Source organism: Paenibacillus sp. MMS18-CY102, assembly GCF_009789195.1.
Classification (GTDB): Bacteria; Bacillota; Bacilli; order Paenibacillales; family Paenibacillaceae; genus Paenibacillus_T.
Genome location: NZ_WSTC01000036.1, coordinates 18,249 through 43,833 on the forward strand (window position 1 = coordinate 18,249; position 25,585 = coordinate 43,833).

A 25,585-nucleotide genomic window follows, 5' to 3' on the forward strand; every position below is an offset into this window, starting at 1 on the left:
AGAGGAGGGTTTTACAAATGGGAGAGCATGCGGTGCAAGGGGAATTGCGCTTGAAAGCGGATGTATTAGTAATCGGCGGAGGGCCAGCTGGCACTTGGGCAGCATTAACGGCAGCAGGCAAAGGCGCGAAGGTTGTGCTGGCGGATAAAGGCTATTGCGGATCAAGCGGCGCGACAGCGCCATCGGGCACAGGCGTTTGGTACGTTAAGCCGGAGCAGCAGTTGCGCGAGCAGGCCAAAGCAAGCCGTTATGAGCTGGGCGGGCGCCTCGCGGAGCATCGGTGGATGGATCGAGTGCTGGACCGGACATATGAGAATATGAACAAACTTGGCGTATACGGCTATCCGTTCCCGATCGATGGCGATGGCAATCAGCACCGCCGCGGTTTGCAAGGGCCGGAGTATATGCGTTTAATGCGGAAACTCGTGCAAAAGGCAGGCGTGCGCATTCTTGATCACAGCCCTGCGCTGGAACTGCTCGCTGACGAGCATGGCGTAGGCGGTGCGGCGGGCGTCCAAAACCAGACGGGGCAAACATGGAGCGTTCGCGCCGGAGCTGTCATTATCGCAACGGGCGGCTGCGCTTTTCTTAGCAAAGCGCTTGGCTGCAATGTGCTGACAGGTGATGGCTATTTGTTCGCGGCGGAAGCGGGAGCCGACCTGTCAGGCATGGAGTTTTCCAATGCTTATGCCATTTCGCCGACGTTCTCATCGGTCACGAAAACAGCCTATTACAGCTACGCGAGCTTCTATTACGAGGACGGCACGCCAATTCCAGGAGCGGGCTCGAAGCATGGCCGTTCCGTCATTGCGCGCAATTTGCTGGAGGGCAACCAAGTGTATGCCAAGCTTGATCAAGCTTCCGAGGAGTTAAAGCCGCTGCTGCGCGTTGCGCAAACGAACTTCTTCCTGCCGTTCGACCGCCGCGGCATCGATCCGTTCAAGGATCTGTTCCCAGTAACGCTCCGGCTGGAAGGCACAGTCCGCGGTACGGGCGGCATTCGGGTGACGAATGAGCAGTGCGCAACGTCGGTGCCCGGCTTATATGCAGCAGGCGATGCAGCGACGCGCGAGCTGATCTGCGGCGGCTTTACAGGCGGCGGCAGCCATAATGCAGCATGGGCAATGTCGTCTGGCTCCTTCGCAGGCGAAGGGGCGGCGGATTATGCGCGGGGGCTTGGCCAGCATGCTACGGAACGTTCGCTTCGTGGATTGTCGTCCAATACGTTAACGGCAAAGCGCTCTGAATCAGGTGCGAACGATAGGACAGAGCAAATCGTACGCGCTGTACAGGAGGAAGTGAAGCCGTATGACCGCAATTTGTTCCGCACGGAGCAAGGGCTAACGTCATCGCTCGGGCGATTGGACGAATTGTGGCGGGAGCAGCGGGGGCAAGCGATCGAGCGTTCCCCTGAAGGGGTGAAGGCGCGTGAGGCTGCGGCCATGACTGCAACGGCACGCTGGATGTACAATTCGGCGCTCGCCAGAACGGAGACGCGCGGCATGCATAAACGGGATGATTTTCCAACGCAGGATAACAACCAGCATAACAGGCTCATTAGCGGCGGCTTGGATCACGTTTGGGTCAAATCCGAGGAAATCGCAAGGGAGGTTGTTCCTTCATGATCGAGGTCGTTAGCGCATCGCGATGCGTGTCCTGTAATCAATGCGTATCGGTCTGCCCGACGAATGTGTTCGATATGGGTGAAGGCGGCATCCCGGTCATTGCACGGCAGGATGATTGCCAGACTTGCTTTATGTGCGAGCTGTATTGCCCCGTCGATGCGCTGTATGTAGAGCCAGATCCGGAGAGAGTAATCGGCGTTACAGAGGAGCAATTAGAAACCCAAGGGCTGCTCGGCGGGTATCGGGAGAAGGTCGGCTGGGGAAAAGGGCGCAAGCCGGTATCGAGCCACAGCTTTATGTATCAGCTATCACAGAAAGCAGGCTTTTAAATACGAGAGGAGCATACGAACATGGCGCAGCGATTGAGAGAGAAAATAGGGGGACGTTCCAAGAGCTTGAGGTTGGCTCTTGCGGTTACGGCGATGGTAGCGGCGGCTGTGCTTCTTCAAGCATGCGGCGCATCTGGCGATAAGGAGGAGGCGAAGCCTGCCGGCACTTCGAAGGAGTCGTCAGCGGGCGAGGGGAAGACGGTAGCTCCTTCTGTGCTGAACTACGGCTTCATTGGCAGCAATAAGCTAAACCTCCCTTCCGGCGCGGAGGGGTGGGGCTTGTATAAGGGCATCATTCAAACGGAATTAAAGCAATACGGCATTACGGAGATTAAAGCAACAGGGTTCCCGAACGGTCCCGACCAGACGGAGTCGCTCATTAGCGGGCGGCTTGATCTGGGCAGCCTTGGCGATACGCCAGCGATTATTGCCTATGGCTCCGGTGCTAAGACCCGCCTTATTACGCAAGCTTCGACCCATACGGTTGGTTACCTCATCGGCCAGAAGGGCGGCATCAAGTCGCTGCAAGAGCTGAAGGGAGGGACGATTGCGATTCAAAAGGGCTCCTTCATGCATCGTTATATTGTCGGTTTGCTGAAGGCAGAGGGCGTTTCCGATTACAAGCTGGTACATATGCTCATTCCTGATGCAGAAGCCGCGCTGGCGAGAGGCGACGTTGCCGCTATAACGGATACCGGTGCAAGAGCGCTTAAGCTGATAGACGACGGCTTCCCGCTTATCGACGAATCGGCGAACCATCCGGATTTGCTGGGCACGAGCGCGACTGTCGTTTCGAATGATTATTTGGGCAAATTCCCGGATTTCCCGAAAGCATGGAATGCTGCCCGCGAGAAGGCGCTGGCGGACTTGAAGCAGCATGAGGAAGAATACTACGAATTTGCCGCTCAGGTGAATAACACGACGGTCGAGTTAACGAAGAAGCTGTATCCGATCAGCGACATTAAGGATCAAGCTTTTACGGATGAAGGGCTTAAGCTGCTGTCAGGCACCAAAGATTTCTTGGTCGAAGAGAAGCTGGCGAAGAAAGATTTTAACGTAGAGGATTGGGTGCTTCGCGCGCAATAATCTGTCTAGTAAATTTGGAGGGAGAGATCAGGATGAGCGTACGAACGTTAGCTGTCCATTCGTTTAAGCTGGAAGTTGGAGAGGGGCTCACGATTGAAGGCGAGGTCAAAAGCTGGCAGGATAACGAGCTTAAGCCTGTCGTTATCGTCAGCCATGGTTTCAGGGGGCATAAAGATTGGGCATTCTGGCCGGAGGTAACGAGGCAGCTCGCTGAACAGGGATTTTATACGGTGAGCTACGATTTCTCGCGAATTGCTGCTGTGCGGGATGGGCTGGATGAGCAGCGGATCGCGCAGGCAACGACATTGTTGCAGGAGCAGCTCGATTTGCATGCGGTAACGCAAGCGTTGCGCGCTAGGCAGCTTCCGTTGGCGGAGCAAGCGGACACAAGCCGGATTGGGCTTATTGGCCACAGCCGTGCCGGCGGCAGCGTCATTGTCTATGCGGCGGAGCACCCGGCAGCGGTGCAGGCGATCGTCGTCTGGAACGGCGGAGCGGGACCCGTTCGCCTTCAGCCGCAGGCAAAGGATTCAGCGCCAGAGCAAGGGCAAGCAGAGCAGCTATCCGTGCTGGAAGCAACGCTTCGTGATGACCAGTTGCACAATGCAGAACGTTACGCGCTGGTAGAGCGAATTGAAACGCTGGCTGCGCAGGTGCTTATTGTGCAGGGCGATGATGACCGTGAGCAGCTGCTGGAGCAATTCCGGACGTTCCAAGAGCGGGCGCCGCAGCATCATTATCTCACCATTGCCAGTGGCAATCATACGTTCAATACCGTTCACCCGTATGAGGGCGCATCTCCCCAGCTGTCAGAAGCGGTGGAGGCGACGATCCAGTTTCTTCGCGTACAGCTTGGTTGAGATAAGGGGACAGGCGGGACGGCGGAGCCGGGAAGGAGCCGGGAAGGAGCCGGGAAGGAGCCGGGAAGGAGCCGCTGGCTAATAACCGTCTAGCGGCAAGGCACGGTTGGGTGTTGGCCCTTCCGTGCCTTGTTTGGCGTTAATAATCGATCAGGAGGCGGGACAATGGAGCAGGCACAAGGCGAGAAGTTCATTGCAGATGTACTCGTGCTCGGTGGCGGTCCGGCCGGTGCGTGGGCGGCATGGCGTGCGGCATCGGAAGGGGCTCGGGTCGTGCTTGCCGACAAAGGGTACGTGGGCACAAGCGGTGCCACTGCACCGGGAGGGACAACGCTGCTCGTCATCCCGCCAATAGCGGAGCTTCGCGAGCAGGCGGTAGCCGCACGCCTGAAGGCAGGCGGCTATTTGTCCGAGAATGCATGGATTCATCGCGTATTGGACCAGGTAGACATTAATCTGAAGCTGCTAGAGCAATGGGGATATCCTTTTCGGCAGGATGAGCAAGGCCAAACTTTGCGTACGCATCTGCATGGACCGGAATATATGCAGCTTATGCGGCGCGTTATTCGAAAAGCCGGCGTCCGCATTCTTGACCAATCGCCTGCGCTTGAGCTGCTGGCCGATGAGCATGGCGTAGGCGGTGCGCGAGGCGTGAACCGCCTTACCGGCGAGACATGGGAGGTGCGGGCGAATGCGGTCATTATGGCAACCGGAGGATGCACATTCCTAAGCAAGGGGCTAGGCTGCAACGTATTGACGGGGGAAGGGCTGTTAATGGCATCCGAGGCGGGCGCAGAATTGTCTGGCATGGAGTTCAGCCGCCAATATGCGCCGAGCTTTGCCGATGGCAGCGTGACGCGTGGGCGAATGTTTGCTTGGTCCACTTTATATGATGAGCATGGGAAAGCGCTGCACCAAGGGGACCGCACATTCGGCAGCCTTCAGAAGCTGATGCTGGAAGGGCCGGTTTATGCATCGATTGACCTTGCCGATACACCGGAGAAGCAAGCGTTCCTGCGCAAGGCGCATCCGATTTTCTTCATGCCGCTGGAGCGTGCGGGCATTAATCCGTTCACGGATAAGTTTCCGCTCACGCTGCGCTATGAAGGAACGATGCGCGGAACGGGCGGGCTGCGCCTAACCGGCGAGGATTGCGCAACGAGCGTCGCTGGCTTATACGCGGCGGGCGATGCGGCTTCGCGGGAAAAGGTGACCGGCGCCGTGTCAGGCGGCGGAGCATATAACGCCTCTTGGGCAATTTGTAGCGGAACATGGTCCGGACGCGGAGCTGCGATTTATGCGCTGTCGCAGAACAAGGATGCTGGCTCGCGCAACTTGAAGCCAGCAGGGCGGCATGGCTTAGCCGCTGGCGAAGCATCCCCAGAGCGGCTGGAGACGAAACCGCTAATTGAAGCGATACAGCGGGAAGTGCTGCCGCTTGAGATCAATTATTTTCGCAGTGAACCGGTAATTCGGGCATCGCTCGATCGGCTTCATAAGCTAAAACCGGCTTTGCAAGGGCAGATTGGCCATTCGGTACAGGAGAAAGTGCGCGCACGCGAAACAGCCGGCATGCTTGCGGTGGCGAGATGGATGTATACCGCGGCGTTAGCGCGCAAGGAGACGCGCGGTTTGCAGTCGCTGGCGGAATATCCGCAGCTTGATCCGCGGCAGACCCATCGTTTAATCGTAGCGGGCATCGACGATATTCGCATTCGCGCTGAGAAAGTGCCGCATGCGCAGGAATGCTTGGCAGCTAATCCGCTTCAATCCGAAGGGATACAAGGCTCGAAGCCTGCTGTCCGGAAGGAGGGATTGCTTACATGATTGAACTCGTAAGCGCAGAGCGCTGCATCGGTTGCCAGTTATGCGTGAAAGTATGCCCAACCAACGTGTTCGATATGGCAGATGAACTGCCTGTCATCGCTAGGCAAGACGATTGCCAAACCTGCTTCATGTGCGAAGCTTATTGCCCGGCCGACGCGCTGTACGTTGCGCCGCAGGCGGAGATTTCCGTTGCTGTGGACGAGAAGCAGCTGATTGCTTCGGGCCTATTGGGCAGCTGGCGTGCTGAGATTGGCTGGCATAAAGGCGCTGAGACAACGATGGCAAGAGAGGATACGACGCCTTTCTTTGAAACCTACACGGCTGCGAACCGCAAGCCACGGCATTCTTCTCTCCCCTCATAAACTTATAGGTCCAGCCTTCCTTAACATGTGGAGGTTTGGGCCTTTTTTTATATGGGCAAATAAGCCAAGCCGGAACTCGTCTGCATAATTGGCCAAGTCTGCACATAGACATGTTATCAGTTGTTCACACAAAGTGCAGAGGGGTGGATTTCATGCGTCGGATCATTTGGATCACGGCCATTATGATGTGCTTCACGATTATCGCTACCGCGTGCGGAGCGAAAAATCCTGAATCCGTCATTAAGGAGCTTGGCAAGGTACAGAACAAGATGGAGAGCTATCAGGCAAAAGGAACGATGAAACTCAATACGAGCCAGCAGCCTTTGGAGTACAAAGTAGAGGTTTGGTACCAGAAGGATCACTACTACCGGATTGCCCTGACCAATGAGAAGAAAGATATTACCCAAATCGTGCTTCGCAATGACGATGGCGTATTCGTCCTAACGCCTAGATTAAATAAAGTGTTCCGCTTCCAAAGCGACTGGCCGGACAATCAAGGGCAAGTCTACCTGTACCAGACGTTGCTCTCCAGCATCTTGAATGACGAGTCGCGCCAATTCGCTTCGGATAACGATGCGTATGTGTTCGATGTTATGGCTAACTACCAGAATGCGAGCCTCGCACGGCAAAAAATTTGGCTGAATAAAGAAGACTTTGCGCCGAGCAAAGTCGAAGTGTCCGACACGAACGCATCGGTAATGGTTCAAGTAACGTTCGATGAGTTCAAATTTGATCCGAAATTCGAGAAGAACGCCTTCGACACACAGGCGAATCTCAATGCAGGCGCTGCACCAGCACCTTCAGCTGCGGCTTCGGATGAAGGCGATACAGCCAATCCGGACGATCCGAACAAAGCAACTGGCACGGACGCGAATGGCGAGAAGGCGGATGGCTCCGCAGGAGCAGGCGATAATGGAGCGGCAGCCGATCCTCAACAATCGGGCGATACGGGCAAAGAAGAGCCGAAAGCCGAAGATACGATGGCGTTGCCTAGTGCATTCCAAGAAATGCAGCCGACTTATTTGGGAGACGGCGTAGCATGGAAGGATACGCAAGAAATTACGTTCGGCGGCAATGCGGGCGTGCTGCAGCGTTACACTGGAACGTATAACTATACGATCTTGCAGACGCAGCCGAAGGACGTTGCAGCTACTTATATCCCTGGCGAGATGGTAGACCTCGGATTTACAATGGGCCAGTTGACTGGCGAAGAGCAACAGACGCTGACGTGGACATATGAGGGCAACCAATTCCGCCTCACCAGCTCTGATCTGCCATTCGATGAAATGGTCGCAATCGCCCAATCGGTGGATGGCGAGCCGACAAAGTAAGGGACTAATTCATTCAGCGGGCAAGCTACAGCAGCGTTCCGATGAGGAGCGCTGCTGTCTTTTTGTTTTCCAACAGGTTCCTCAGGCCAAAACATTCAGCCTTCATTGACACTGCCACCCTCAAGCTATAACATAGTTTTTATTGGGTTGTTACGGCAAGAGGAGAAGGTGACGAAGGTGGAAGCTTATTATCGGGCGACTCGAGCAGAGATTTCATTAGATGCGCTTCGCGTCAATCTAACGGCGTTTCGCCAAGCGATTCCAGAGGGCATGCTGATGATGGCTTCTGTGAAAGCGAATGCATATGGACATGGCGCGGTTGGCATTGCACGGGAAGCCGAAGCGTTTGGCGTTGATTATATGGGCGTCGCTTTTTTGGATGAAGCGATTCAATTGAGGCAGGCGGGCATTACAAAGCCGATTCTCGTACTAGGGTATGTACCGCCGGCTGGCTTGGCAGCAGCGAGAGACTATGGCATTACAATTGCGCTGTTCCGATACGATGTGCTGGATGCAGCAGCGACGCTGCCGGATAACGGCAAGCAACTGGCTGTTCATATTAAAATTGATTCGGGCATGGGCCGCCTTGGCATGCTGCCCGGTGAAGAGGCCCAGCGGTTCATTGAACGGGCGTTAACGATTAAACAATTGCGTGTCGATGGGCTTTTTACGCATTACTCCAAGGCAGATGAGCTGGACAAAAGCTATACCGAGCAGCAATACGAGCGGTTTAATGGCGTAGTGGACTATGTCCGCAACCATTCCCTTCCGATCTCATTATTCCATGCGGCTAACAGTGCTACAGGCATCGATACGCCAAGCTGGGGCCATGGAATGTTGCGATTGGGCATCGGAATGTATGGCTTGTACCCTTCGGCTGAAGTGAATCAGCAGCAAATAAAGCTTGAGCCCGTTATGTCGCTGAAAACGGCGGTTGCGATGGCCAAGACTGCGCCTGGAAACTGGGGAATTAGCTATGGCGCCCGGTATGTGACGAGCGGCAGCGAACGGATCGGCACGCTTCCGATCGGTTATGCGGACGGCTTCAGCCGGATGCTGAGCGGGAAAGCGGAGGCGATCGTACGCGGCACCCGTGTTCCCGTGCTTGGCACGATTTGCATGGACCAGTGCATGATCGCGCTCGATCCTGCGGAACAAGACGGCATTCAGGTGCAGGCCGATGACGAAGTCGTCATCATGGGGCGCCAAGGCAATGAAACCATTACGGCGGACGATATCGCGGATAAGCTGGGGACGATTAATTATGAAATCACCTGCATGCTTGCTGCGCGTGTTCCTCGTGTTTTTGTGCGTAATGGCGTTGTGCAGTCGGTTTCCAATCCGTTGCTTTAATTACCAGCGCATAATTTGTGAGATGAGGCAGGAATACAGCGATTTGCCTCGAATCTTATTGCACAGCCAGATAGATCCGTTGCAATACGGCTAATATGTCATGAATGCGGCTACATCTTGCATCACTTGCATAACGGCTGTGTTCGTCTCATAAGTATGTGTAGTATAGCGGAGTGGGGAATTTGACATAATGGATATAAGGGTCTGGAAAAGTTTTGGAGGTGCTAGTTCGGTGGCCAATATGCAGAACACCAAGAGAATCATGATCAGCTTGCCAGATCAACTGCTAGAGGAGGTCGATGGCATCGTCGCCAAAGAAAATTCCAACCGCAGCGAGTTCATTCGGCAAGCCATGAAGCTGTATCTAGTGGAGCGAAAGAAGCGGCAGATCCGCGAATCGATGCAGCGCGGGTATCTGGAGATGGCGAAGATCAACCTGAACATGGCCTCGGAAGCATTTCACGCGGAGGAAGATGCCGACCATACGCTCGGCCGTCTCGTAAGCGGGGTGTAAAGCTTGATCGTAAAACGCGGAGATGTATTTTTTGCGGATTTGTCACCAGTCGTCGGGTCCGAGCAGGGCGGAGTCCGTCCCGTGCTCGTGATCCAGAACGATATCGGCAATCGATTTAGCCCAACGGTTATCGTTGCAGCTATAACAGCGCAGATCCAGAAGGCAAAGCTTCCCACGCATGTCGAGATCGAGGCGGAGTCGCATGGATTCGACCGGGATTCCGTCGTTCTGCTAGAGCAAATCCGGACGATCGACAAGCAGCGGCTAACAGACAAGATTACGCATTTGGACGATGAGATGATGCGTAAAGTAGACGAAGCGCTTCAAATTAGTGTTGGCTTAATAGACTTCTAACAGAACGGATAACGAATAGTATCTCCCGCCAGTGGGCTTCCATTCACTGCCGGGAGATTTTTTTTGCCTAACGGTTGACAGAAGCATGCTCTTTGAATATGATTTAAACAGATGTTTTAAACGATCATTTAAAATGTTTGTTTAACATAAACAAAAAGGAGTGTTGTAGGGATGAAGCAAGCTATTGTCGCATTTTTGAAACGGCCGACGACCATTGTAGGCATTATCACGGCTATTACGTTTCAGCTCATTTTTTCGGTTATTTGGATGACAGGTTATGACGGCGTGACGGATCGTGTCAGCAAGCTGCATGTCGGGATTGTTAATGCAGACGGTGACGCGGGCAACATGTTATCGGAACGTTTGAAGCAGGCGGTTCCTTTCCAGACGGAGCTTTACAAGGATGCGGCAGCTGCGCAGCAAGCGTTGAATGATCGCGACCTGCAGATGGTGATCGCCATTCCACAGGGCTTTATGGAGGGCCTGCAGACGCCAAACGGGCAGGGCGCATTGCAATTCACCATTAATGAATCGAACCCAGCTATGATTAAAAGCATTATGCAGAGCGCAGCGGACCGCCTTTCCTCTGAGGTGAACAAACAGGCGGTGGCCGGCGGGGCGGAAGCGCTGCTAACGAGCCAGAATATGTCCGCTGACCAGGCGAAAGCAGTTGCGGCATCGCTTGCAGAAAAAGTTAAAGCAGACATTGCGTCCACGAACAAGATTGATGGCATGAACAACCAGATGGTGCCGATGATGCTCGTGTTGGCGTCGTATGTCGGGGCGATGATTATGGGGATGAACATCGAGCAGTCATCGATGATGCTGAGCGGCCAATTCAGCAAATGGCAGCGGATGGCGGTTCGCTTCTTTATCAATGCCGTATCTGCAGTCGTTGTTTCGGGTGTTGGCGTAGGGCTGCTTGCAGCGTTGGGCGGCCAGGCCGAGCATGGGTTCCTGCTGTTATGGGCGTTCCAAGCGTTGACGGTTGTCACCTTCATGTTCGTTGCTCAAATGTTCCTATTCTTGTTCGGCATGGCAGGCATGCTCTTTAACATTTTGTCCTTATCGATCCAGCTCGTCTCGTCCGGTGCAATGATCCCGCGTGAGCTTCTTCCGAACTTCTATGTTCACGTTGGCGATGCTTTGCCAGCTACCTACGCGGTACAGGGCATGATGAATATCTTGTTCGGTGGACCAACAGCTGCGCATGCAGCAGGGATGCTTGCCGTTATCGCGATTGCAGCGATGGCGCTTAGCGCGGCAGCCGTAGGCCTTCGCAAGGGCAAGCCGCTCAAGGCGGCAGCTCCTGCCCAAGTGGTGTCGGTAGCTAACAAGTCTTAATTGCATAACCAGCCGCTGTCCCTCATAATACGAGCATAAGCATCGATTCGGAGGTTTCGCGTATGGATTCGGATATTAAGCTCAAAATCTTGCAAGCAGCCAAGAACCGGTTCGCCAGCCAAGGCTTTGACGGCACGACAGTTCGCCAAATATGCGAGGATGCGGGCGCCAACCAGGCGCTCGTCTCTTATTATTTTGGCGGCAAGGAAAGCATGTTTTTTACGATGTTTGATACGTTTTTCCCAGCAGGCCTGTACAGCAAGTATTTGGAAGAGAACTATTCGCCAGAAGAAGGCATTCGTCGAATGGTTAAAGAGGTAATCGCTTACAGAATGCGGGAGCCCAAGATGGTCCAGATCATTCAACAGGAGATTTTGCTCGACACTATACGGACCGCTCGCATTCGCGAATATGTTTCGGAGTCTTGGATGCAGCTAAGGGAATGGTTACGGGAAGGCAAGGAGCAGGGGGTGTTCCATTATCAGTCTCTGGATACCGCATTCATGTCTACGCTCGGCGTTATTCTCTTCCAACGCATCTGTTCTTTCTGGCAGCCCTTCTTGACCGGAGACGTGGGAGAATTGGAGCAATTGACGGAAGAGGTCGTATCGTTCGTTCTTCGAGGATTGCGCCCTTCAATCGACGAATAAAGGGATGAAGCGACAAAATTTTCAAAAACCTGTAGACAAGCGGCAATTGACTTGCTAAGATAAACTCAAACAAAAGCATACCGTCGATAAGACGGCGCTGCATATGGGAACGGATGCGAAGAACGCATGCCTTGAAGTACGTTTACGTACTTTGGCTGCGTTCTTTTTTGCGTTCCTGTGGTACTCAGCGCCAGCAACCATCACGGGAGAGGAGCTGTTATGAATAAGAAACGAAATGTCGCGGTCAGCGTGGCTGCCGCAGTGCTGTCGGGGGTGTTAGTTTATGGAATTTATGCGCTGCAGCTACGGCAAGCGGAAAGCAAGGATATGGTGCGTGTCGTCGTGCCGAAGCGTTTCATTGCTGCTGGAGAACGAATAGGAGCAACGGATCTGGCTTATCGGTCGATTGCGAAGTCGGCTGTTCGCGAGGATATGGTGATGGAACCGGGCGAGGCAGATGGCTGGGAAGCGGTCGTCCCGTTAGGTGCAGAGGAGCCATTGTTGAAGTGGAAGCTGGATCGGTTTCGGCTGCTGCCTGATCAATCGCAGTCTACCTTTCAAATCCCGCGCAGCTATGTGTTATCGGTGTCTAACGGCATTCGGGCGGGAGATTTGGTCGTTCTATATGTGTCTGGGGAAGCGGATTCGTCTACCCGATTGTTTGGCAAGCCGGTCAAGGTGGCCTCGGTGAAGTCAGCGGCTAATACGGAGGTCGATGATTCGGACCAATCGAATTTGTTGTCGCTTGCTAATGGGGATAAGGAGCAAATGTATGCTTCGCGCCGGGACGCGAACGCGATGATTGATTATATTAATTTGAATTTGACGGAAGAGCAATGGCTGCAGCTAGATGAGCTGTGCAAGCGCGGCGAACGCAAGTTGGTCATAGCCTTTAGCCCTGAATCGCTTAATGCCGTAGATCAAGCGCTGGGTGAACAGCCATGACGCCAGCTCCGCTCCTTGCTTTCGTTGGCACGACGCCGAATATAGGCACGACAGTAGCAGCTTTTGCAGCTGCATGCCGAATAGCAGAGCGAAGCGATGCTGAAATTGGCTATCTGTGCCTAAACCTGAAGAGTGCGAAAATCCAGCGGTATATCGGCATTGATCGGCCACAGTCGGGATTGGACAGCATTCGCCCAGAGCTTCGGGACCGGTCGCTTGGAACGGAGCAGCTTCTGCGAACGGCGCATCCAGTCGAGGGCATCAATGGGTTGCATGTGCTGTTTGGCAATTTGGAGAGGGATCAAGCGGAGTTTTATACGGCGGAGGATATCGGTTTTTTGTTGGATACAGCAAGGCAGGCGTTCGATATCGTTATTGCGGATGTTGGCGCCTATTGGGACAATGCCGCTACCGTCTGCGCCATTCGGGCAGCAACTGCGCGGGTTCTTGTGACAACAGGCGCGTTAACACATTTTCAGGAAGATTGGAACCGATGGATTGGACAAGTATCGCCGCTCTTCGGCGTAGCTTCTGCTGATTATGAGCTGGTGGTCATACATTCGCCATGGAGAAGCGGGGGATTTAATGTGAAGGATATTCAGAAAGAAACAGGGCTGCAGCTTGCGGGAGAACTTCGGCTGACGGAACCGATGCTGCTGCAATTGGACAGCGGGCAATACCAGCATTGGCTGAAAGGGGCTGAAGGGCGGACGGCAATGCAGCAGCCAGCAGAGCGGTGGATACGGCAAACAGGCATGAAAAGCCGGCCCGCCATGCATGTCCAGCCATGGTATCGCAAGCTGTTAGCGCATCGTAACGGGGTTGGCTCATGAACGGTAACGGGCAAGAACGGTTTTCGCCGGCGGCGTTTTCGAATCGCTTAAAGTATAGGGAGGAACAGCTTGAGCCTGGCGAAGCGTTGGATGCTGGGAAGGCGCAGGAGGGGGAAAACGGCGGGTTCGGAAGGCTGGCGAATGACATTCGTGCCTACCTCTCTTCGCCGCGGGGGCTGACGGAAGAGGAGAGGCGGCAATATGGCGAGCGATTGAATCGGGCAGTTCTTGGATTCGCCAAAGACCGTGAGCATGTGCTTGCCCTCATTAATGATTGGCTGTTGCGCCACCGCATTCATGAGTTGCCGGGGCAACAGATTCCTTATGAATCGTTAGCTGAGGCATTGTTTGCTGAAGTCATTGGGATGAACGTGCTGGAGCTCGTGCTTGCCGATCGCGTTGGGCTAGAGGAAATTCAAGTTGTCGGCACTCGCATTTATGAGGTGCGGCGTGGCCGAGCGGTTCCATCACGATATAGGTTTGCTTCCCTAAAGGAGGTAGAACGAATCCAGCAAAATCTTGTCCTTTACAATAACGACCGAATTAATCCGCGCAAACGATGGGCTGAGGTCATGCTGCAGGATGGCTCGCGAGTCACGATGACAGGGTTCGGATTTACGGCTTCGCCAACACTGACGATACGCTTTTACACGGTACAGGCATTTCACTTATCCGAGTTGTGCGAAGTGGCGTACCGAACAATCAATGAGCCGATTCGCCGGTTGCTGCTCGCCGTATTGGGCGCGAGGTTTAATGTTGTCATTATTGGGCCAACCAACTCGGGAAAAACCCATCTCATGAAAGCGCTAATTGCGGAGCTCCCGGACGAGGAACGGATCGTAACGCTGGAAAACCGGTTCGAGATGATGATTCATCGCGATTTTCCGAATAAAAATGCTGTGGAATATGAATTCGATGAGGATGATGCGATGCACCGTTCCTCACAGGCATTTAAGCTCGCATTGCGGCAGTCGCCCGAGCGCATCGTCCATGCTGAAATTCGGGATCAAGACGCGAACATTTATGTTCGGGCATGCACGCGTGGCCACGAAGGGAGCATGACAACCGTTCATGCAAACACGCTGGAGGATGTGCCAGAAGCGATAAGCGACATGTGTATGCAGGACGGAAGAGCGATGAATCCCGAGCGATTGACCAAAAGGATCGCCGAGTATGTAACGCAGGTCGGCATCGAGCTCCGGCTTGTTGATGGCAAGCGGCGTGTATTCCGGATCGGCGAAATTGGCTGGCATGATGGATCAGTTACGGTGAAGGATTGGGTACGATTTGATGAGTCTGTATCAGATTGGCGGATGCCTGCCTTGCCGTCGCAGCGGGCGATGGAACGGTTTCGGCGGCATGGCGTGGATACGGGGGACATGTTTGCAAAAGCGGGGAAACAAGCCGAGTATGCCCAGCGCGCTAAACACAACGAACATGTCCCTTTCCCTAAGGAGGCGGTTCTATGAGCAGTTGGCTGATCGTTATGCTGCTGCTGGGGCTATTCATTTCGTTGTATGCCGTACTGAGGAGTTTTATCGCCATGTCAGTCGAGCAGCAGCTTCGCGCTGCCAGGCTGCGCTACAAGCAGCGGCAGGGACTTCTGGAGCAGGCAGACGTTGTGCTTCAGCGATGGGGGAAGCTCTATCGGCACCTGTCCGATCTACTGGAATCGTTGCGGGCGCCGCTCGTCCCGACATCATTCATGTTGTTATCCAGCCTGCTTGCTGTTGCAGGCATTGTTACAGGTGCGCTCTTGTTCCAGAGCGCCAAAGGAACACTGATGCTTGGGGCAGTTGCTGGCCTTATGCCTTATGTCGTATTCAGGACGGCGCTACTGCAGCGGCAATTGCAGACACGCATCGAGTTTTTGCCTGCCGTGGAGCTTTTTTATCAGTGCTACCTAGTCACGGGCGAGCGCCAAATTCGGCATGCGCTGCAGCGGACGGTAGAGGAGAAGCGGCTGCCGGCGCCGATGCAGGCTGTATTCGAGCAGTTGTACCGCAATTTGTCTGTTAGAGGTGACGACGAAGCGAGCCTCCGTGTTTTTGCTGCTGCGCTAGGGCATGTTTGGGGCAACTATTTCGTTAACATATTGCGTGTTGCGCTTTCTGAGGGCAATCCAATCAGCGACAACTTGCGGGAGCTCCTGACGGATATGCGGCGCGCCCGCCGATCGAACGAGCAGGAACGCAGCAAGCTGCTAGAGATAAGGATTGCGAACTTTACGCCCATTTTGTTTTTGTTCTTGTTTGTTGGAATCAATCTCCACTACAACCCGGAGAGCGCTTATCGGTATTATGTGCTCGACCCGCAGGGCAGGGATCTTGTACTCAATTCACTAGTGCTTATATTCGGTTCGTTTGTGATGGGCATTTGGCTTTCACGCCGCAAAATGTAAAGGAGGAGCAGCATGGCAACGAATGAGTGGGTAAGCAAGCTAACGCTGGGCGCGGGTACAGCTTTGCAATTTTTGCTGCTGTTCTGGACCGTATACAGCCTGCTTCACTTAGTGCCAGATCGACCGCCCCGATGGGCGCATCTCACTGGATTGCGTTGGGCGTCAGCCCCAATGCCAGAGCGATGGCTTCGCCGCCTTCGGCTATCCCGAACGCATCCCGTGTTCATTGAACGCGAAGCGCTGCTTGGCGGCTGTGGCTTCAGCGGGGATGCCTCCATATATGTTGCTTGCCGGCGCATTGCCCTCTTTGCAACACCTGCCCTTTTGGCAGTGCAAAGCGTAGGGTGGCTTTGGGCAACAGGGCATTGGCCGCCAATTGCTTTGTTTGGCGGAGCGGCAGCACTGTTTTTCATTTGCTGGTTCGATCTAATATGGCTTCGCTCCATTCATCGTGTAAGGGCGCAGCGCATTACGAAAGAAGTGTATGTCATTAGCAATCAGCTGCTGTATTTTGCAGGTGCCAATTTGCATTTGCATACGAAGCTGTCGAGATGCGTTCCTTTTGCCAAGGTGCTGCAGGGCGAGTTGCAGCGATTGCTGGCGGAATGGTACCACGATGCCGAAGAAGCGCTGCGCCGTTTCAAGCAACGCTTGGGAACTGATGACGGCGCTAGCTTCGTCGAAACGCTTGATTCGCTAAGGCTTCATGAAAGCGATGAGTTTTATTCGTTGCTGCGCCAGCGCATTCAAGACTATAAGGAGAAGCTGGAGCTCGCCAAGGAGAGCCGCAAGGAGACAACCTCATATGTGTTGTTCGTGATTGCAGGAATTCCGATTCTCTACACGTTCCAGGTATTTATTTATCCTTGGGTTCGTGAAGGGCAGAAGCTGTTTGAATCTTTAGGCAGCTAGGGTTTGGAGTGACAGGAGTGGCACTTTAGCAGCGCAAGGGGAAGGGGGTGAGAATGATGCGCAATATTTTGATTACGGTCATGATGATCGTGGTCGTCATCGTCATGTTTAATACGATTATTTCGGCAGATTCAACGGGAACGAAAGAGCAAATTTTGACGCAAGGAACGAATGCGAATACGAAAATTAGTACGCTGAAGCCTTAAGATTAGAACGTGGGAGGGCGGTGTCAGTGAGGGCGTTGTTGATGGCCGTGTTGTTATTGGTCACCGTCATTCTCATTTATGATGAGGTGGCCGGAGGGAAGGATGGCACGAAGGAGCAGCTAGAGGAGAGCGGAGAGCATATAGGAGGCTCGATTCGCCGAATGAGCCCGTAGCATTGCTGATGCAATGCCGTACGGCATGTGATGCGAGGGAGGGATTATGCGAAGCATTTTAATATTCGTATTGTTCGCAGGCTTGCTGTGCTGGATGATGTTCTCGCCAATCTATAAGCATGTGCTGATCGTCAGGCAAGCGGCGCTGCAGCAGGAAGCGGACTACTTGCTGGAGGTAGGGGCTAATGGCAACCACGGTTATATTGATGAGGCGATGATCGCCCAATCCAAGCAACGGCTCGCAGCGATCGGCATGAGACCAGATGACATCGTTTATGATATATCATCGACCGATGGGAGCATTGCAACGAGCGCTTCTGCACCATTGTTGCGGGGCGTTGGGCTTGCGCTTACCGTCAGCTATCCGTACGATGGCCTGTTTGCTATTGACCGGCTTGTCGGGATTGAACCGCCGCCAGAGGACGCACGAATGCGGGCAACAGGCATGAAAATGAGTGAGTTTGTTCCATAAAGGCATGCGAATTCTGCTAGAGATGCAAAGCAGAGAGGGATTGATGTTACGAGGTGCTTAGATAGATGGAAAAGCTATTGTTATTCGTGCTGATGGCGGTCGTTTGGACGACGGCACAGGGCCAGCAAATAGATGAGGAAATGGCAATGAAGGCATTGTTCCAAGGGAAGCATGCGGTTAATCGGGCTGCGCATGCGGCTGCACAGCAGGTTGACATGAGCGAGCTAGCGAGCGGGAGAGTGCGAATTGACTCTACGGAAGCGGCATTGGAAGCGCATCGCTATCTGCAAGCAAATTTACAGCTGAACGATGCGCTAGCGCCGCTGCCAAATTCATTTTTTCGCGAGCAGATCGAAGTCGTCGCTTTTGAAGTCATCAATGCGGATCATGCTTTTCCATACGTCTACCGGAATGAAGCGTATCAATATGAGGTAACGCTGGAGCGGCCGGGCGTGGTGCTTATTGTTCATATTCACTACCCTCGCGCATTTCGTGCGATCGAACCGATCGATTGGTATGTGAAGGGGGCGGCTGAGCTCGTTCATTGACGCAGGAAACGAAAACTGGTGTAATGGGGGAATGTGAGGAACGGAGTTGATTAGAGATGAGTTTGCAGGACTTGTACACGACAGTGCCACCATCAGAAATCGTCCGCCGGGTATCGCGATTAAAGCAAGAGCTGGCAGAGTCAGGGTTGGATGGCGTCTTGATTACACATAACATTGGCATTTTGTATTGGACGGGTACGATGCAAAGCGGCTATTTGTTCGTCCCGGCAGTTGGCGATCCAACGTTGTATGTACGCCGAAGTGTAGAACGTGCCATAAGGGAGTCATCTGTAGATACGGTTCCGCTCGGTTCGTTCAGCCGGTTCGGCGATACGCTGCGCCAAAGTTATCCCGGTTTGTTCGGTGGCGCGTTGCCGCCTCGAATTGGAGCGGATCTAGATACATTGCCAGCTGCAACGTTCTTGAAGCTGAATGGATTGGTCGGCTCCGCCTATTACCCGGCATCAGCACGGTCAGAGGGCAGCCAGTCCCAGCAAGGCAGCCAGCAGCAACAGCAGCCTGCATCGCTTGAAGATGCTTCGTCGTTGCTCCGCCGCGTTCGCATGGTGAAATCGGATTGGGAGCTTGCTCGCATCGAACAAGCGGCAGTGGCGCTAGATGAAGCGCTACAGGATGCGCTGCCTAAGCTAACGGAAGGCATCTCGGAGCTGGAGTGGATTGCGCATGTGGAGTATGGCGTGCGGATTCGCGGGCATATCGGTACGATGCGCTTGCGCGGCTATAATCAGGAAGTGCTGACAGGCATGGTTGGTTCAGGGGCTGCTGCGGCTGAGCCTACTTATTTTGACGGGCCTGCCGGGGGGCGGGGGCTCGGAGCAGCAGCGCCGCAAAGCGTGAGCACGAAGCTGTTCGTTCGCGACGAGCCGATATTGATCGATCTGGGCTGCTGTATTGACGGATATGTCATCGACCAGACGCGGACTGCTGTCATTGGACAACTGGCGGAACCGCTTCAATTTGCCTACGAGACAGCGGAGCGAATCATGCGGGAAGCGGAGCGCTTGCTCGTTGAAGGGACGCGCTGTTCGGTTGTGTATGCTGCATCGCTGCGAATGGCGGCGGCTGCTGGCTTGTCAGAGCATTTTATGGGCTTTGGCACGGATCAGGTCCGGTTTCTCGGCCATGGGATCGGGCTGGAAATCGATGAGTGGCCCGTGCTTGCGAATGGATTCGACATCCCGCTAGAAGCGGGGATGGTTATCGCTGTAGAGCCGAAGTTTACGTTCCCCGGCATCGGTGTCGTAGGCCTTGAGAACAGCTATGCTATTCAAGTAGGCGGCTTGCCGCCCCGTGCATTAACGCGTACGCCTGAACAGCTAATCAAGCGCTGAAATGGATAATGTGAAGAGCAGAGAGCCATCCTGTGACAGGATGGCTCTCTATTTTTTGGATGAGGTTATGAACATAGGCTTTACGATCGCTTGTGTAACTGTTATATTACTAATATAACAAGCAAACAAGTGAATAATTGTTGAGGGGGAAATGCAATGAATACAGATACGGCAATGAGCAACGCAGAACTGATTAAGATACTCGCGCCGCTGCTTGTGATCCAAGCCATATTAATGGTTATTGCGATTGTCATGTTAGTTCGAGCGCATTCTACTAGAGGCCCGAAGTGGCTGTGGGCATTGATTATCATATTTATTAATATTGTTGGTCCCGTACTGTTCTTCGTGATCGGACGGAAAAATCAGCGATGAGTGTGCTGCTGCAAGCAACTGCCCTTAGCCAAACCTTCGGAAGCACGAATGCAGTGAAACAAGTGGACTTGTCCATCCATGAAGGGCGATGCATCGCCTTATTGGGGCCAAATGGAGCGGGCAAGACGACAACGATTCGAATGCTGACAGGCCTGCTCAAGCCTACCCATGGCACAATCGAGTTTCATGGCGTAAAGGCAGGTGAAGATATGCGCAAGCATATTGGCTATTTGCCGCAAGCGCCGTCGTATTATGGCTGGATGAGTGGTGAAGAACTGTTGGTTTATGCAGGGCAGTTGTGTGGATTAAGCGGGCGCAGCGCAAAGGCGCACGCTGCGGAGTTGCTGCAGCGTGTAGGGCTGTCCGATGCGGCGCGCCGGCGTGTTGGCGGATATTCGGGCGGGATGAAACAGCGGCTTGGCATTGCCCAAGCGTTGATGCATCGCCCAAGGCTGCTCATTCTTGATGAGCCTGTGTCCGCTTTGGACCCGATTGGGCGGCGTGACGTGCTGTCATTAATGGCCGAACTTAAGGAAGAAACGACAATTTTGTTTTCTACGCATGTGTTGCATGATGCAGAAACGATTTGTGACGATGTGGTCATTATGGAGGCCGGGCGCGTTGCTATCGCCGGCTCGGTAGAAGGGCTGCGGGCAGAGCATCGGCAGTCGGTTATCGAGCTTCGGATCGAGGAGGAGGATGAACGTTCGGTCCACTGGTTGAACGGCGTGTTGGCTGGCAGCAGAACGATTGCAAAGGATGCTTCCGTATTCATGCAAGAGGGGGCGCTAGTCATTCAAGGCAGCAATTTGGACGAGTTGAGGCAAGCGGTTATTCATATAATCGCTGAGGAAGGCATTAAAGTATCACAAATGAAAGCGGGCTATTCCTCATTGGAAGACTTATTTATGAAGGCGGTGGGAGCAGTTGGCAGTTTGGATCGTCCTATTCCGTAAAGAATGGCTTGAAGCATTGCGTAGCATGAAGCTGGTTTGGATGCCGCTCGTATTCGCGCTGCTTGGTGCTGGACAGCCGATTAGCGCTTATTTTATGCCGCAAATCATGGAACACGCTGGCAACCTGCCGGAGGATGCTGTCATCTCGATTCCACTCCCGTCGCCCAGCGAAGCGCTGGCACAAGTCATGCAACAGTTTGGTACATTAGGGGTTCTTATCGTTGTTCTAGCATTTATGGGGACGGTGTCCTCCGAGATTGCTAGCGGCACGGCTTCCTTCACGCTCGTCAAGCCGGTATCCCGCCTAGCTGTAGTCACGGCAAAGTGGGCAACCGCCTTGTCGATCGTATGGCTATCCTATGCGATTGGCTTTGGTGCAGGCTGGTATTATGATGAGATGCTAATTGGCTCACCTGCCGTTGGCAGCGCGTTGGCGGGCTTCGGGGCGTATGGCCTATGGCTCTCGTTTGTAGTAACGTTAACCGTACTGTTCAGTGTTTTGCTTCGCAGCGCGGCAGGGACTGCGTTTGCAGCGCTTGCCCTTACGGTTGTGCTATCCATTGCGTCGTCGCTTCTCCCGAACGTGTGGCAGCCGGGCGCATTGCCTGGGGTTGCTGCTTCAATTGTCCAAGGGCTGCATGTGGAACAAAGTGCGGCAATTATAGCTGAAACGCTATGTGGAATCGTTTTGCTCATCGCCGCGGCAAGCCTTATATTGAGGCGCAGAGCGCTTCCGTGAAACATTTCCTCCCATTCCTAAACTACTGATTGGACTTCCCTATTATTTTTTAGTAGGATAGAAGCACGAAGTTATCGGGAGCTAGAACGGGGAGGCGAAGTAGGATGCTGAAGCTGGGCGAGAAGGTTATCATTGTGGATGACCGCTTCGAACAAAATCTCCCCATTGGGGAGTATGGTTATGTGATCGCTTATGACAGGAACGCGGACAATGTGTTTGAATATGTCGTACGCGTGCCGAAGGCGGGGCGTAATTTTCTTGTACCGGGCGACGATGTCGAACGGGAAGAGGTTTTGATAAAACTGGAGGTTGACCGGATTGAACGCGAGGCATTGATTGACTATGCTTTGTCGACGCGCAACGAGGAGCTGTTCCGCCATATTATGAATGGCGGCGAGCATGAAGAGCCGGTGGAAGAAACGGCTGAGGAAACGCAAAGTCCCGAAGATTTCGTTCGTCAAATCCGCTTGAAAGCGTGGATTTGATCGGTTAAGTTAGCTTTTCGCAAGGGTGCTCCGATAACGGGGGCACCCTTCTTTTTTTATCCGCCATCGGCTATAATATGAAGAATGACTGCAAGAAATGGAAGGAGAGTTACGATGAGCATTACGACGAATGATGTCGATCACGTGGCCAAATTGGCACGGTTGTCATTGACCGACGAAGAGAGAGCAACCTTCACCGGGCAGCTAAATGCAATTTTAAAATACGCCGAGAAGCTCAATGAGCTGAACACAGATGACGTAGAGCCTACGAGCCATGTGCTGCCGCTGGCTAACGTTATGCGTGCGGATGAGGAGCGCCCTTCAGTGCCACTGGAGACAGCGCTGCGCAATGCACCGGATGAAGAGGATGGACAATTCAAAGTGCCGGCGGTGCTCGAGTAGCAACTGGCGGGTTTCACATACGAAGGGAGGAACGACTGTTGGCACTGTTTGATTTACGCCTACAGGATTTACATAACCAGTTGAATAATAAGGAGCTGTCCGTTTCTGAGCTAACGGAGGCATCCTATCAACGAATCGCACAGACGGATTCCGCTGTTCAAGCGTTCATTACGTTGAACGAAGAAGGCGCGCGCAAGCAAGCGGCCCAGTTGGATAAGCAGTTGCAAGAGGGCGGAGAGCGCGGGCTGTTGTTCGGCCTGCCTGCAGGCATCAAGGACAATATCGTGACGGAAGGGCTGACCACGACGTGCGCCAGCCAATTCCTGCGCAATTACGATCCGATCTATGATGCTACGGTGACGAAGAAGCTGAAAGCTGCGCAGACGGTAACGATTGGCAAGCTGAATATGGATGAGTTCGCTATGGGCGGTTCCAATGAGAATTCTAGCTTCCATACGACACGCAACCCGTGGAATACAGAGTATGTACCGGGCGGTTCCAGCGGCGGCTCTGCCGCATCCGTTGCAGCAGGCCAAGTGTACTTCTCCCTCGGTTCCGATACAGGCGGTTCGATCCGCCAGCCGGCAGCGTACTGCGGCATCGTTGGCTTGAAGCCAACATATGGCCTCGTATCGCGGTTTGGCCTTGTTGCCTTCGCGTCATCTCTTGATCAAATCGGCCCTTTGACGAAAAATGTTGAAGACTCCGCTTACGTGCTTCAAGCGATTGCAGGCTATGACAGCATGGATTCGACGTCTGCGAATGTTGAAATTCCAGACTATACGTCTGCATTGACGGGCGATGTCAAAGGCTTGCGCATCGGCGTGCCGAAAGAATATCTCGGACAAGGCATTGATCCAAAAGTGAAAGAAGCTGTGCTTGCAGCGCTTCGCGTGTACGAGAGCCTCGGCGCAACATGGGAAGAAGTATCGATGCCGCATACGGAATACGCGGTGGCAACGTACTACCTGCTTGCTTCATCCGAAGCATCCTCTAACCTAGCGCGCTTCGACGGCGTTCGATACGGCATGCGTGCTGACAATCCGGACAACCTGATCGACCTGTACCGCAGGTCGCGCAGCGAAGGTTTCGGCCCAGAGGTGAAGCGCCGCATCATGTTGGGCACTTATGCCCTCAGCTCCGGCTATTATGATGCGTATTATTTGAAAGCACAAAAGGTTCGGACGCTCATCAAACGCGACTTCGATCAAGCATTCGAGAAATTCGACGTATTGATCGGGCCAACGGCGCCGACTCCAGCTTTCCGCATCGGCGAGCAGGTCGGCGACCCGCTGACGATGTACCTGAACGACATCTTGACGATTCCGGTTAGCCTTGCAGGCGTTCCAGCGGTCAGCATCCCTTGCGGGCTTGCAGACGGGCTTCCTGTCGGCCTCCAAATTATCGGCAAATCGTTCGACGAATCAACGGTTCTGCGCGCAGCGCATGCGTTCGAGCAGCATACCGATTTCCATAAAGCACGGCCACAGCTGTAACCCCAATAATAACGAATTAATTATGACATGTTCGGATAGCGCAGCAGACGGTATCGTTCTGTAGAAGCGAAGCGTTCGCCTTTGTCTCCTGATTGTTACCGCATATCGGTTTAACTAAATCAGACAATCAGGAGACAACAGCGATCGGAAGAATGATCCGTATGCGCAGTGGATTTCCGCCATGTTGTTATTGATGAGCAGGAGGATAAACGATGTCGACCCCATACGAAACGGTCGTCGGGCTGGAAGTGCACGTCGAGCTGCATACGAATAGCAAAATCTTTTGCGGATGCTCGACAGCTTTCGGCGCGCCGCCGAATACCCATACATGCCCGATTTGCCTTGGCCATCCCGGTGTATTGCCGGTGTTGAACCGCCAAGCGGTAGAATACGCGATGAAAGCGTCAATGGCGCTTAATTGCCAAGTTGCGGACGTCAGCAAGTTCGACCGCAAAAACTATTTCTATCCAGATAGCCCCAAAGCGTATCAAATCTCGCAGTACGATCAACCGATTGGCGAGCATGGCTGGATTGATATCGAAGTGAATGGCGAAACGAAGCGAATCGGCATTACGCGCGTTCACTTGGAAGAAGACGCTGGCAAGCTGACTCACGTTGACGGCGGTTATGCTTCGCTAGTCGACTTCAACCGTGTCGGAACGCCGCTCATCGAGATCGTTTCGGAGCCGGACATCCGTACGCCAGAGGAAGCAAAAGCGTATTTGGAGAAAATCCGTGCGATTATGCTTTACTGCGACGTTTCGGACGTGAAGATGGAAGAGGGCAGCATGCGCTGCGACGCGAACATTTCGCTTCGCCCATATGGCCAAGAGCAATTCGGCATTAGAGCCGAGCTGAAAAACATGAACACGTTCCGTGGCGTTCAGCGCGGACTTGAATATGAGCAATGGCGCCAAGCCGATATTTTGAACAGTGGCGGTACGGTTGTACAAGAAACGCGTCGCTGGGATGAGGCGCAAGGGAAAACGATCTCGATGCGCGGCAAGGAAGAAGCGCATGACTATCGTTATTTCCCAGATCCAGACCTCGTTCGATTGAATATCGACGCGGAATGGAAGGAAAGGGTTCGCGCTTCGATTCCAGAGCTGCCAGACGCGCGCAAGGCGCGTTATGTTGCGGAGTTCGAGCTTCCTTCGTATGATGCGGAAGTGCTGACATCCTCAATTAAAATGGCGAACTTCTTCGAAGAGAGCCTGCAATATACGAAGGATGCGAAATCGGTATCGAACTGGATTATGGGCGATCTGCTCGGATACTTGAATTCGAACAACTTGGAGTTCGACCAGATTAAGCTGACAGCGCAAGGGCTTGGCGAGATGATCGGGCTGCTGGGCGCAGGCACGATCAACAGCAAGATTGCAAAGACGGTATTCAAGTCGATGCTGGAATCCGGCAAGCTGCCGCAGCAGATCGTAGAAGAGCAAGGGCTCGTGCAAATTAGCGATGAGGGCGCGATCAAAGCGATCGTTGAGCAAATCGTTGAAGCGAACCCGCAATCGGTTGCTGACTACAAAGCCGGCAAAGAGAAAGCAGTAGGCTTCCTCGTTGGCCAAGTCATGAAAGCATCCAAAGGAAAAGCGAACCCAGCGCTTGCGAACAAGCTGCTCGTGGACGTTTTGAGCCAATTATAAGAAGTA

Annotated in this window: 29 protein-coding genes; all 29 read left to right on the forward strand. The window is 53.6% G+C overall.

From position 1 onward, the window contains the following. Nucleotides 1-17 precede the first annotated feature (17 nt). Entirely contained in the window at nucleotides 18-1,625 is a 1,608-nt protein-coding gene (locus GON22_RS21345; protein WP_160398145.1) for an FAD-dependent oxidoreductase, read from the forward strand. Beyond that, on the forward strand, nucleotides 1,622-1,954 hold the full coding sequence (locus GON22_RS21350; protein WP_160398146.1) for a 4Fe-4S dicluster domain-containing protein: 333 nt from the start codon (nucleotides 1,622-1,624) through the stop codon (nucleotides 1,952-1,954). The genes GON22_RS21345 and GON22_RS21350 overlap by 4 nt, the downstream gene beginning before the upstream one ends. A gap of 21 nt (nucleotides 1,955-1,975) precedes the next feature. Next, entirely contained in the window at nucleotides 1,976-3,040 is a 1,065-nt protein-coding gene (locus GON22_RS21355) for an ABC transporter substrate-binding protein (RefSeq protein WP_160398147.1), read from the forward strand. A 32-nt stretch (nucleotides 3,041-3,072) separates the two neighbouring features. Further along, on the forward strand, nucleotides 3,073-3,900 hold the full coding sequence (locus GON22_RS21360) for an alpha/beta hydrolase family protein (protein ID WP_160398148.1): 828 nt from the start codon (nucleotides 3,073-3,075) through the stop codon (nucleotides 3,898-3,900). Between the two features lie 165 nt (nucleotides 3,901-4,065). Next, on the forward strand, nucleotides 4,066-5,727 hold the full coding sequence (locus tag GON22_RS21365; RefSeq protein WP_160398149.1) for an FAD-binding protein: 1,662 nt from the start codon (nucleotides 4,066-4,068) through the stop codon (nucleotides 5,725-5,727). Next, nucleotides 5,724-6,089: a 4Fe-4S dicluster domain-containing protein gene (locus GON22_RS21370; RefSeq protein ID WP_160398150.1), complete on the forward strand. Its 366-nt coding sequence runs from the start codon at nucleotides 5,724-5,726 to the stop codon at nucleotides 6,087-6,089. Before GON22_RS21365 ends, GON22_RS21370 begins: the two co-directional genes overlap by 4 nt. A gap of 152 nt (nucleotides 6,090-6,241) precedes the next feature. Then, nucleotides 6,242-7,420, forward strand: coding sequence for a LolA family protein (locus GON22_RS21375; protein WP_160398151.1), 1,179 nt, complete (start codon nucleotides 6,242-6,244; stop codon nucleotides 7,418-7,420). A gap of 177 nt (nucleotides 7,421-7,597) precedes the next feature. Then, on the forward strand, nucleotides 7,598-8,773 hold the full coding sequence (alr, locus tag GON22_RS21380) for an alanine racemase (protein ID WP_160398180.1): 1,176 nt from the start codon (nucleotides 7,598-7,600) through the stop codon (nucleotides 8,771-8,773). A 232-nt stretch (nucleotides 8,774-9,005) separates the two neighbouring features. After that, a complete protein-coding gene (locus tag GON22_RS21385; RefSeq protein WP_006037458.1) occupies nucleotides 9,006-9,287 on the forward strand; it encodes a CopG family ribbon-helix-helix protein in 282 nt (93 codons plus the stop codon). A 3-nt stretch (nucleotides 9,288-9,290) separates the two neighbouring features. Then, the gene (locus GON22_RS21390) at nucleotides 9,291-9,641 is read left to right on the forward strand and encodes a type II toxin-antitoxin system PemK/MazF family toxin (protein ID WP_040711809.1); all 351 of its coding nucleotides are present in this window, start codon (nucleotides 9,291-9,293) and stop codon (nucleotides 9,639-9,641) included. A 171-nt stretch (nucleotides 9,642-9,812) separates the two neighbouring features. Continuing rightward, complete coding sequence (locus GON22_RS21395) at nucleotides 9,813-10,985, forward strand: YhgE/Pip domain-containing protein (protein WP_160398152.1); 1,173 nt, start codon at nucleotides 9,813-9,815, stop codon at nucleotides 10,983-10,985. A 62-nt stretch (nucleotides 10,986-11,047) separates the two neighbouring features. Next, on the forward strand, nucleotides 11,048-11,635 hold the full coding sequence (locus tag GON22_RS21400) for a TetR/AcrR family transcriptional regulator (protein ID WP_160398153.1): 588 nt from the start codon (nucleotides 11,048-11,050) through the stop codon (nucleotides 11,633-11,635). Between the two features lie 219 nt (nucleotides 11,636-11,854). Further along, entirely contained in the window at nucleotides 11,855-12,580 is a 726-nt protein-coding gene (locus GON22_RS21405) for an SAF domain-containing protein (RefSeq protein ID WP_160398154.1), read from the forward strand. Then, nucleotides 12,577-13,413: a hypothetical protein gene (locus tag GON22_RS21410; RefSeq protein ID WP_160398155.1), complete on the forward strand. Its 837-nt coding sequence runs from the start codon at nucleotides 12,577-12,579 to the stop codon at nucleotides 13,411-13,413. The genes GON22_RS21405 and GON22_RS21410 overlap by 4 nt, the downstream gene beginning before the upstream one ends. Then, nucleotides 13,410-14,882 (forward strand): ATPase, T2SS/T4P/T4SS family, encoded by a 1,473-nt coding sequence (locus tag GON22_RS21415; RefSeq protein WP_160398156.1) that lies wholly within the window; start codon nucleotides 13,410-13,412, stop codon nucleotides 14,880-14,882. Before GON22_RS21410 ends, GON22_RS21415 begins: the two co-directional genes overlap by 4 nt. Continuing rightward, nucleotides 14,879-15,814: a type II secretion system F family protein gene (locus tag GON22_RS21420; protein WP_160398157.1), complete on the forward strand. Its 936-nt coding sequence runs from the start codon at nucleotides 14,879-14,881 to the stop codon at nucleotides 15,812-15,814. Before GON22_RS21415 ends, GON22_RS21420 begins: the two co-directional genes overlap by 4 nt. A gap of 12 nt (nucleotides 15,815-15,826) precedes the next feature. Continuing rightward, nucleotides 15,827-16,726 carry a hypothetical protein gene (locus GON22_RS21425; protein WP_160398158.1) on the forward strand — a complete coding sequence of 300 codons (900 nt, stop codon included), beginning with the start codon at nucleotides 15,827-15,829 and terminating at the stop codon, nucleotides 16,724-16,726. Nucleotides 16,727-16,782: 56 nt separating this feature from the next. Then, nucleotides 16,783-16,932 carry a hypothetical protein gene (locus GON22_RS25815; RefSeq protein WP_202113416.1) on the forward strand — a complete coding sequence of 50 codons (150 nt, stop codon included), beginning with the start codon at nucleotides 16,783-16,785 and terminating at the stop codon, nucleotides 16,930-16,932. A 26-nt stretch (nucleotides 16,933-16,958) separates the two neighbouring features. Continuing rightward, nucleotides 16,959-17,105: a hypothetical protein gene (locus GON22_RS21430; protein ID WP_160398159.1), complete on the forward strand. Its 147-nt coding sequence runs from the start codon at nucleotides 16,959-16,961 to the stop codon at nucleotides 17,103-17,105. 46 nt (nucleotides 17,106-17,151) lie between these two features. After that, entirely contained in the window at nucleotides 17,152-17,577 is a 426-nt protein-coding gene (locus GON22_RS21435) for a hypothetical protein (RefSeq protein ID WP_160398160.1), read from the forward strand. A gap of 65 nt (nucleotides 17,578-17,642) precedes the next feature. After that, nucleotides 17,643-18,125, forward strand: a complete 483-nt coding sequence (locus tag GON22_RS21440) for a hypothetical protein (protein WP_160398161.1) — start codon at nucleotides 17,643-17,645, stop codon at nucleotides 18,123-18,125. 56 nt (nucleotides 18,126-18,181) lie between these two features. Beyond that, nucleotides 18,182-19,477 (forward strand): M24 family metallopeptidase, encoded by a 1,296-nt coding sequence (locus tag GON22_RS21445; protein ID WP_160398162.1) that lies wholly within the window; start codon nucleotides 18,182-18,184, stop codon nucleotides 19,475-19,477. Nucleotides 19,478-19,633: 156 nt separating this feature from the next. Continuing rightward, nucleotides 19,634-19,849: a PLD nuclease N-terminal domain-containing protein gene (locus tag GON22_RS21450; RefSeq protein ID WP_160398163.1), complete on the forward strand. Its 216-nt coding sequence runs from the start codon at nucleotides 19,634-19,636 to the stop codon at nucleotides 19,847-19,849. Beyond that, nucleotides 19,846-20,805 (forward strand): ABC transporter ATP-binding protein, encoded by a 960-nt coding sequence (locus tag GON22_RS21455; RefSeq protein WP_160398164.1) that lies wholly within the window; start codon nucleotides 19,846-19,848, stop codon nucleotides 20,803-20,805. The genes GON22_RS21450 and GON22_RS21455 overlap by 4 nt, the downstream gene beginning before the upstream one ends. Then, nucleotides 20,777-21,544 (forward strand): ABC transporter permease, encoded by a 768-nt coding sequence (locus tag GON22_RS21460; protein ID WP_160398165.1) that lies wholly within the window; start codon nucleotides 20,777-20,779, stop codon nucleotides 21,542-21,544. The genes GON22_RS21455 and GON22_RS21460 overlap by 29 nt, the downstream gene beginning before the upstream one ends. Nucleotides 21,545-21,648: 104 nt before the next feature. After that, nucleotides 21,649-22,029, forward strand: coding sequence for an ATPase (locus tag GON22_RS21465; RefSeq protein ID WP_160398166.1), 381 nt, complete (start codon nucleotides 21,649-21,651; stop codon nucleotides 22,027-22,029). A gap of 114 nt (nucleotides 22,030-22,143) precedes the next feature. Then, nucleotides 22,144-22,431 carry an Asp-tRNA(Asn)/Glu-tRNA(Gln) amidotransferase subunit GatC gene (gene gatC, locus GON22_RS21470; RefSeq protein ID WP_160398167.1) on the forward strand — a complete coding sequence of 96 codons (288 nt, stop codon included), beginning with the start codon at nucleotides 22,144-22,146 and terminating at the stop codon, nucleotides 22,429-22,431. A 38-nt stretch (nucleotides 22,432-22,469) separates the two neighbouring features. Beyond that, complete coding sequence (gatA, locus tag GON22_RS21475) at nucleotides 22,470-23,927, forward strand: Asp-tRNA(Asn)/Glu-tRNA(Gln) amidotransferase subunit GatA (RefSeq protein WP_160398168.1); 1,458 nt, start codon at nucleotides 22,470-22,472, stop codon at nucleotides 23,925-23,927. Nucleotides 23,928-24,139: 212 nt separating this feature from the next. After that, nucleotides 24,140-25,579: an Asp-tRNA(Asn)/Glu-tRNA(Gln) amidotransferase subunit GatB gene (gene gatB / locus GON22_RS21480; protein WP_160398169.1), complete on the forward strand. Its 1,440-nt coding sequence runs from the start codon at nucleotides 24,140-24,142 to the stop codon at nucleotides 25,577-25,579. The last annotated feature ends 6 nt before the right edge of the window (nucleotides 25,580-25,585 follow it).

Excerpts from the sequence above, each read along its gene's own strand:
- GON22_RS21465 (WP_160398166.1), top strand. The coding sequence starts at position 21,649 with ATGCTGAAGCTGGGCGAGAAGGTTATCATTGTGGATGACCGCTTCGAA.
- GON22_RS21415 (WP_160398156.1), top strand. The coding sequence starts at position 13,410 with ATGAACGGTAACGGGCAAGAACGGTTTTCGCCGGCGGCGTTTTCGAAT.
- GON22_RS21400 (WP_160398153.1), top strand. The coding sequence starts at position 11,048 with ATGGATTCGGATATTAAGCTCAAAATCTTGCAAGCAGCCAAGAACCGG.
- GON22_RS25815 (WP_202113416.1), top strand. The coding sequence starts at position 16,783 with ATGCGCAATATTTTGATTACGGTCATGATGATCGTGGTCGTCATCGTC.
- GON22_RS21365 (WP_160398149.1), top strand. The coding sequence starts at position 4,066 with ATGGAGCAGGCACAAGGCGAGAAGTTCATTGCAGATGTACTCGTGCTC.
- GON22_RS21425 (WP_160398158.1), top strand. The coding sequence starts at position 15,827 with ATGGCAACGAATGAGTGGGTAAGCAAGCTAACGCTGGGCGCGGGTACA.
- gatB (WP_160398169.1), top strand. The coding sequence starts at position 24,140 with ATGTCGACCCCATACGAAACGGTCGTCGGGCTGGAAGTGCACGTCGAG.
- GON22_RS21395 (WP_160398152.1), top strand. The coding sequence starts at position 9,813 with ATGAAGCAAGCTATTGTCGCATTTTTGAAACGGCCGACGACCATTGTA.
- GON22_RS21445 (WP_160398162.1), top strand. The coding sequence starts at position 18,182 with ATGAGTTTGCAGGACTTGTACACGACAGTGCCACCATCAGAAATCGTC.
- GON22_RS21350 (WP_160398146.1), top strand. The coding sequence starts at position 1,622 with ATGATCGAGGTCGTTAGCGCATCGCGATGCGTGTCCTGTAATCAATGC.
- GON22_RS21360 (WP_160398148.1), top strand. The coding sequence starts at position 3,073 with ATGAGCGTACGAACGTTAGCTGTCCATTCGTTTAAGCTGGAAGTTGGA.
- GON22_RS21450 (WP_160398163.1), top strand. The coding sequence starts at position 19,634 with ATGAATACAGATACGGCAATGAGCAACGCAGAACTGATTAAGATACTC.
- GON22_RS21455 (WP_160398164.1), top strand. The coding sequence starts at position 19,846 with ATGAGTGTGCTGCTGCAAGCAACTGCCCTTAGCCAAACCTTCGGAAGC.
- GON22_RS21370 (WP_160398150.1), top strand. The coding sequence starts at position 5,724 with ATGATTGAACTCGTAAGCGCAGAGCGCTGCATCGGTTGCCAGTTATGC.
- GON22_RS21405 (WP_160398154.1), top strand. The coding sequence starts at position 11,855 with ATGAATAAGAAACGAAATGTCGCGGTCAGCGTGGCTGCCGCAGTGCTG.
- GON22_RS21355 (WP_160398147.1), top strand. The coding sequence starts at position 1,976 with ATGGCGCAGCGATTGAGAGAGAAAATAGGGGGACGTTCCAAGAGCTTG.
- GON22_RS21435 (WP_160398160.1), top strand. The coding sequence starts at position 17,152 with ATGCGAAGCATTTTAATATTCGTATTGTTCGCAGGCTTGCTGTGCTGG.
- gatC (WP_160398167.1), top strand. The coding sequence starts at position 22,144 with ATGAGCATTACGACGAATGATGTCGATCACGTGGCCAAATTGGCACGG.
- GON22_RS21345 (WP_160398145.1), top strand. The coding sequence starts at position 18 with ATGGGAGAGCATGCGGTGCAAGGGGAATTGCGCTTGAAAGCGGATGTA.
- GON22_RS21420 (WP_160398157.1), top strand. The coding sequence starts at position 14,879 with ATGAGCAGTTGGCTGATCGTTATGCTGCTGCTGGGGCTATTCATTTCG.
- GON22_RS21440 (WP_160398161.1), top strand. The coding sequence starts at position 17,643 with ATGGAAAAGCTATTGTTATTCGTGCTGATGGCGGTCGTTTGGACGACG.
- GON22_RS21410 (WP_160398155.1), top strand. The coding sequence starts at position 12,577 with ATGACGCCAGCTCCGCTCCTTGCTTTCGTTGGCACGACGCCGAATATA.
- GON22_RS21375 (WP_160398151.1), top strand. The coding sequence starts at position 6,242 with ATGCGTCGGATCATTTGGATCACGGCCATTATGATGTGCTTCACGATT.